Genomic DNA, 6,875 nt, shown 5'->3' on the forward strand with positions numbered 1-6,875 from the left:
GGGACCCCGGCCTCGGTGCGCGGGCGGAACGTCACGGCGGCCACCGCGAGCAGCAGTGGCCGGAACGCCGTCGCGGCGGTGGCCGACGCCACCCGGAACAGGGCCCGCTCACCCCGGCGCAGCCAGAAGGCCGTGAGGAGGCCGACGCTGACGTGCGCCGCGAGCAGCCCCCACGCCGTCGCCGCGTCGGCGTGCGCGAGGAGTGCGGGGACCTGGCCGGAGTGGGTCACACGGGTGAGCGGGGTGCCCAGCTCGGTGCCGTCGCCGCACAGGACGCTCCAGCCGACCGAACGCAGCGGGCCGGTGACGGGGCCGCCGGCCGGGCCGTAGCAGACGTGCTGGCCGGTCGTGAAGACCGTGTCGGCCGCCAGCTCCAGGGGGACCAGCAGGGCGGCGATCCTGGCGAAGCCGCGCTCCCGGCCCGCGAGGGCGTAGGCGAGCGCGAACACGGCCGCCGCGACCAGCGCGACCGTGTTCAGCGGCAGGGGGGCCCGGGACAGCAGGACGTGCGACGCGGTGCTGAGCGTCACGACGAGCGCCGTGAACAGCGCCGCGCGCACGGCTCTGAGTCGGGTCCCTGGTATGTCCATAACACCGGCAGTGTGACACGGGCTGTCGTAAGAGGCTCCTAAAAGGTGCCTGTGAGAGGCCCGGGGAGGCCTATGTGTGACCTCCCCGTCACCTTTCTTGTCACAGCCCCTCTTGTCGCAGCCCTTCTCGTCACAACCCCGGGATCCGCCCGTTGCGGAACAGGTCGACGAAGATCTGGTGGTCCGCCCGTGCGCGGGCGCCGTAGCTGTGCGCGAAGTCCACCAGCAGCGGCGCGAAGCCCTCCTCGTCGGCCGCGAGCGCCGCGTCGATCGCCCGCTCCGTGGAGAACGGGACCAGCGACTCGCCGGAGGTGTCGTCCGCCGCCGCGTGCATCGTCGCCGTCGCCCTCCCGAGGTCCGCGACGACCGCCGCGATCTCCTCAAGGTCGTCGATGTCACCCCAGTCCAGGTCCACCGCGTACGGCGACACCTCGGCGACCAGCTGGCCCGCGCCGTCCAGTTCCGTCCAGCCCAGCCACGGGTCCGCGTGCGCCTGGAGGGCGCGCTGGGAGATGACCGTGCGGTGGCCCTCGTGCTGGAAGTACTCCCGGATCTCGCGGTCCGTGATGTGCCGGGAGACGGCCGGGGTCTGGGCCTGCTTGATGTAGATCACGACGTCGTTCTCCAGGGCGTCGCTGTGCCCCTCAAGGAGGATGTTGTACGACGGCAGCCCGGCCGACCCGATGCCGATCCCCCTGCGGCCGACGACGTCCTTGACGCGGTACGAGTCGGGGCGGGCCAGCGAGGAGTCCGGCAGCGTCTCCAGGTAGCCGTCGAACGCGGCCAGCACCTTGTAGCGCGTCGCCGCGTCCAGCTCGATGGAGCCGCCGCCCGGCGCGAAACGGCGCTCGAAGTCCCGGATCTCCGTCATCGAGTCCAGGAGGCCGAAACGGGTCAGCGAGCGGGCGTCCCGCAGCGCGTCCAGGAGGGGGCCCTCCGCCGTGTCCAGCGTGAAGGGCGGGACCTCGTCGCGCTTCGCGCCCGTCGCCAGCGCGTGGATGCGCTCGCGGTACGCGCCCGCGTAGACGCCGACCAGCTCGCCGATCTGCCCGTCGCTGAGGGCCTTGGCGTGGCCGATGAGGGCTATGGAGGCGGCGAAGCGCTTGAGGTCCCAGGTGAAGGGGCCGACGTACGCCTCGTCGAAGTCGTTGACGTTGAAGATCAGGCGCCCCGTCGCGTCCATGTACGTGCCGAAGTTCTCGGCGTGCAGGTCGCCGTGGATCCACACGCGCGAGGTGCGGTCGTCCAGGTACGGGCCGCCGTGCTTGTCGGCGTCCGCGTCGTGGTAGAAGAGAGCGGCCGTCCCCCGGTAGAACGCGAACGCGGAAGCCGCCATCTTGCGGAACTTCACGCGGAACGCGGCCGGGTCGGCGGCCAGGAGCTCGCCGAACGCGGTGTCGAAGACGGCGAGGATCTCCTCGCCGCGCTGCTCGTCGTTGAGCCGGTTGACCGACATCGCCGGGTGCCTCCTGGTGCGTACGTGTTCGACAGTGTTTCTGCCGACTCCAACGGGCAGCGTCGTCGATTGGTGCCCGCCTGTGAAGGTACGCGGGGGAGACCTCCGAGTGTCAGTGCCGAGGCATAGACTTCACGCCGATCCCCCGTCCCGTCCGACCGCCTGTTCTCACCCGTTTCCTCTCTGATGTCCTTTTGGAGGTCAAGCCGTGTCAAAGCCGCCGTTCACGCACCTGCACGTCCACACCCAGTACTCCCTGCTGGACGGTGCCGCGCGGCTCAAGGACATGTTCAACGCGTGCAACGAGATGGGCATGACCCACATCGCGATGTCCGACCACGGCAACCTCCACGGCGCCTACGACTTCTTCCACACCGCGAAGAAGGCGGGCGTCACCCCGATCATCGGCATCGAGGCGTACGTCGCCCCCGAGTCCCGGCGCAACAAGCGCAAGATCCTCTGGGGCCAGCCGCACCAGAAGCGGGACGACATCTCGGGTTCCGGCGGTTACACGCACAAAACGATGTGGGCCGTGAACTCCACCGGCCTGCACAACCTCTTCAAGCTGTCCTCCGACGCCTACGCCGAGGGCTGGCTCCAGAAGTGGCCCCGGATGGACAAGGAGACCATCTCCCAGTGGTCGGAGGGTATCGTCGCCTCCACCGGCTGCCCCTCCGGCGAGGTCCAGACCCGGCTGCGCCTCGGCCACTTCGACGAAGCCCTCAAGGCGGCCTCCGAGTACCAGGACATCTTCGGGAAGGACAAGTACTTCCTGGAGCTGATGGACCACGGCATCGAGATCGAGCACCGGGTCCGCGACGGCCTCCTGGAGATCGGCAAGAAGCTCGGCATCCCGCCGCTGGTGACGAACGACTCGCACTACACGTACGCCCACGAGGCGACGGCGCACGACGCGCTGCTGTGCATCCAGACCGGCAAGAACCTCTCCGACCCGGACCGCTTCAAGTTCGACGGCACCGGCTACTACCTCAAGTCCACGGACGAGATGTACGCCGTCGACTCCTCCGACGCCTGGCAGGAGGGGTGCGCCAACACGCTCCTCGTCGCCGAGATGGTCGACACGACCGGCATGTTCGAGGAGAAGAACCTCATGCCGAAGTTCGACATCCCCGACGGCTACACGGAGGTCTCCTGGTTCCGCGAGGAGACCATGCGCGGCATGAACCGCCGCTTCCCGGGCGGCATCCCGGACGACCGCATGAAGCAGGTCGAGTACGAGATGGACACCATCATCTCGATGGGCTTCCCGGGGTACTTCCTCGTCGTCGCCGACTTCATCATGTGGGCCAAGAGCCAGGGCATCGCCGTCGGCCCCGGCCGAGGCTCCGCGGCCGGCTCGATCGTCGCGTACGCCATGGGCATCACCGACCTCGACCCCATCCCGCACGGCCTGATCTTCGAGCGGTTCCTGAACCCCGAGCGCATCTCCATGCCGGATGTCGACATCGACTTCGACGAGCGCAGGCGCGTCGAGGTCATCCGGTACGTGACGGAGAAGTACGGCTCCGACAAGGTCGCCATGATCGGCACCTACGGCAAGATCAAGGCCAAGAACGCCATCAAGGACTCCGCGCGCGTCCTCGGCTACCCGTACGCCATGGGCGACCGCCTGACCAAGGCCATGCCCGCCGACGTCCTCGGCAAGGGCATCGACCTCGACGGCATCACCAACCCCTCGCACCCCCGGTACAACGAGGCGGGCGAGATCCGCTCGATGTACGAGAACGAACCGGACGTCAAGAAGGTCATCGACACCGCCAAGGGCGTCGAGGGCCTCGTCCGGCAGATGGGTGTGCACGCGGCCGGCGTCATCATGTCCAGCGAGCCCATCGTCGACCACGCCCCGATCTGGGTCCGGCACACCGACGGCGTCACCATCACGCAGTGGGACTACCCGCAGTGCGAGTCGCTCGGCCTGCTGAAGATGGACTTCCTGGGCCTGCGCAACCTGACGATCATGGACGACGCCGTCAAGATGGTGAAGTCCAACAAGGGCGTCGAACTCGACCTCCTCGCGCTGCCGCTCGACGACCCGAAGACCTTCGAACTCCTCCAGCGCGGCGACACCCTCGGCGTCTTCCAGTTCGACGGCGGGCCCATGCGGTCCCTGCTGCGCCTGATGAAGCCGGACAACTTCGAAGACATCTCCGCCGTCTCCGCGCTGTACCGTCCCGGCCCGATGGGCATGGACTCGCACACGAACTACGCGCTGCGCAAGAACAAGCTCCAGGAGATCACCCCGATCCACAAGGAGTTGGAGGAGCCGCTCGAAGAGGTCCTCGCGGTCACCTACGGCCTGATCGTCTACCAGGAGCAGGTGCAGAAGGCCGCGCAGATCATCGCCGGGTACTCGCTCGGCGAGGCCGACATCCTGCGCCGCGTGATGGGCAAGAAAAAGCCCGAGGAACTGGCCAAGAACTTCACGATCTTCCAGGCCGGCGCCCAGAAGAACGGCTACAGCGACGAGGCGATCCAGGCCCTGTGGGACGTGCTGGTGCCGTTCGCCGGATACGCGTTCAACAAGGCGCACTCCGCCGCGTACGGCCTGGTCTCCTACTGGACCGCCTACCTCAAGGCCAACTTCCCCGCCGAGTACATGGCCGGGCTCCTGACGTCCGTCAAGGACGACAAGGACAAGTCCGCGATCTACCTCAACGAGTGCCGGCGCATGGGCATCAAGGTCCTCCCGCCGAACGTCAACGAGTCGGTGCACAACTTCGCCGCCCAGGGTGACGACGTGATCCTGTTCGGCCTGGAGGCCGTCCGCAACGTCGGCACGAACGTCGTCGAGTCGATCATCCGCAGCCGCAAGGCCAAGGGGAAGTACAACTCGTTCCCCGACTACCTCGACAAGGTCGAGGCGGTCGCCTGCAACAAGCGGACCACGGAGTCGCTGATCAAGGCGGGCGCGTTCGACGCGCTCGGGCACACCCGCAAGGGGCTCACCGCGCACTTCGACACCATGATCGACAACGTGGTCGCGGTGAAGCGCAAGGAGGCGGAGGGGCAGTTCGACCTCTTCGGCGGGATGGGCGAGGAGGAGACGGACGAGCCGGGCTTCGGTCTCGACGTCGAGTTCACCACCGACGAGTGGGAGAAGACGTATCTGCTCGCGCAGGAGCGGGAGATGCTCGGCCTCTACGTCTCCGACCACCCCCTGTTCGGCCTGGAGCACGTCCTGTCCGACAAGGCCGACGCGGGGATCGCCCAGCTCACGGGCGGTGAGCACGCGGACGGCGCCGTCGTCACCATCGGCGGGATCATCTCCGGGCTCCAGCGCAAGATGACCAAGCAGGGCAACGCCTGGGCCATCGCGACGGTCGAGGATCTCGCCGGGTCCATCGAGTGCATGTTCTTCCCGGCGACGTACCAGCTCGTGTCCACGCAGCTCGTCGAGGACGCCGTCGTGTTCGTCAAGGGACGGCTCGACAAGCGCGAGGACGTGCCTCGGCTCGTCGCGATGGAGCTGGCGGTTCCCGACCTCTCCAACGCGGGCACCAACGCGCCGGTGATCCTCACGATCCCGGCGACCCGGGTGACGCCGCCGATGGTGACCCGGCTCAACGAGATCCTGACGCATCACCGGGGGGACAGCGAGGTGCGGATCAGGTTGCAGGGGCCGACGAAGACGACGGTGCTGCGGCTGGACCGGCATCGCGTGAAGCCGGATCCCGCGCTGTTCGGCGACTTGAAGGTGCTGCTGGGTCCCGCTTGCCTTGCGGGGTAGTGCCGACGCGTAAAAGGGGCGCATCCCTCGTCGGGTGCGCCCCTTTGTGTGCTTGAGCCTCAGCTGGGCGTCAGTTGTGGCCGAAGCGGCGTTCCCTGTGCTTGCGGGCCATGTCCATCGGAGTTGCCTGGGTGGCGTTCTTGGACTGGGCTTCCATGGCGGACGCCTGGGCCTGCTGCTGGCCGCGTTCGGCTTGGGACGCCTGCGAGGTGCGTTGCTGTTTCTTGTGCTTGGCCATGAGGATCCGCCTCCTGGGGGGTTGAGGGATCAGGGCCGGACCTCAGACTCACATGCCCGGAGATAAGCCGCATTTCGGATCATTGCCCTGTGTGACCAAGGGGGCATAGGGTGCAATCTCCCCAAACGCCACGCCGAAGATCGAGTTCCGGCCGTTAACCCTCGCGAGGTCGGGCAGACTCCAAGGAAGCCCGAAGCAAACTCCCGGGAAGAGGGTGAGTCGCGTGGACCGCTGCATCGTCCTGGTGGACGCCGGGTATCTGCTGGGGGCCGCCGCGAGTCTCCTCGCCGGCGATCCCTCGCGCTCCCGTATCAGCGTCGATCACAGCGCCCTCGTACAGGGCCTGCGAGAACAGGCGGAGTCCGACACGCAGCGGCCCCTGCTGCGGATCTACTGGTTCGACGGCGCCCCCGACCGCGTCCCCCAGCCCGAGCACCGCAGGCTGCGCGTGATGCCTAGGGTCACCGTCCGCCTCGGCGCCCTGACCCGCAGCGACGGCCGCTGGGCGCAGAAGGGCGTGGACGCCGCGATGCACGCCGAGCTGACGGAACTGGCCCGCAACCGCGCCTGTTCGGACGTCGTGCTGGTGACCGGTGACGGTGATCTGCTGCCGGGGATGATGGCCGCCAAGGAGCACGGCGTCGCCGTCCACCTGTGGGCCGTCCAGGCCGCCGACGGGGACTACAACCAGTCGGAGGACCTCGTCGCGGAGGCGGACGAGCGGCGGGTGCTGGACCGCACCTGGATCACGAAGGCCGTCCGCGCGAAGGAGCACGGCGGGGTGTGCGCGCCGCCGCCGGTGCCGCGCAACCCGGAGATCGCGGCGATCCTCGCGGCACCGCT

At 68.2% G+C, this 6,875-nt stretch carries 5 protein-coding genes; 2 read left to right on the forward strand and 3 right to left on the reverse strand.

All coding sequences use genetic code 11. The features are described from left to right. Both ACVNF4_RS30175 and ACVNF4_RS30180 read right to left on the reverse strand, forming a co-directional pair. Positions 1-590 (reverse strand): hypothetical protein (locus tag ACVNF4_RS30175; protein ID WP_461806055.1); only part of this gene is annotated, 590 nt, incomplete at its 3' end. A gap of 130 nt (positions 591-720) precedes the next feature. Further along, entirely contained in the window at positions 721-2,046 is a 1,326-nt protein-coding gene (locus ACVNF4_RS30180) for a DUF2252 domain-containing protein (protein WP_461806056.1), read from the reverse strand. A gap of 208 nt (positions 2,047-2,254) precedes the next feature. On the opposite strand from ACVNF4_RS30180, the gene dnaE reads away from it, so the two are divergent. Beyond that, complete coding sequence (gene dnaE, locus ACVNF4_RS30185; RefSeq protein WP_461806057.1) at positions 2,255-5,794, forward strand: DNA polymerase III subunit alpha; 3,540 nt, start codon at positions 2,255-2,257, stop codon at positions 5,792-5,794. Positions 5,795-5,864: 70 nt separating this feature from the next. Here the strand turns inward: dnaE and ACVNF4_RS30190 are convergent, their stop codons facing one another. Beyond that, entirely contained in the window at positions 5,865-6,032 is a 168-nt protein-coding gene (locus ACVNF4_RS30190) for a hypothetical protein (protein WP_461806058.1), read from the reverse strand. A gap of 223 nt (positions 6,033-6,255) precedes the next feature. On the opposite strand from ACVNF4_RS30190, the gene ACVNF4_RS30195 reads away from it, so the two are divergent. After that, the coding region (locus ACVNF4_RS30195; RefSeq protein WP_461806059.1) for an NYN domain-containing protein at positions 6,256-6,875 on the forward strand (620 nt) is incomplete at its 3' end.

This window comes from Streptomyces sp. S6, assembly GCF_054880855.1.

Bases quoted from the DNA above. Each gene is read 5' to 3' on its own strand.
- ACVNF4_RS30180 (WP_461806056.1), bottom strand. From the start codon at position 2,046: ATGTCGGTCAACCGGCTCAACGACGAGCAGCGCGGCGAGGAGATCCTC.
- ACVNF4_RS30190 (WP_461806058.1), bottom strand. From the start codon at position 6,032: ATGGCCAAGCACAAGAAACAGCAACGCACCTCGCAGGCGTCCCAAGCC.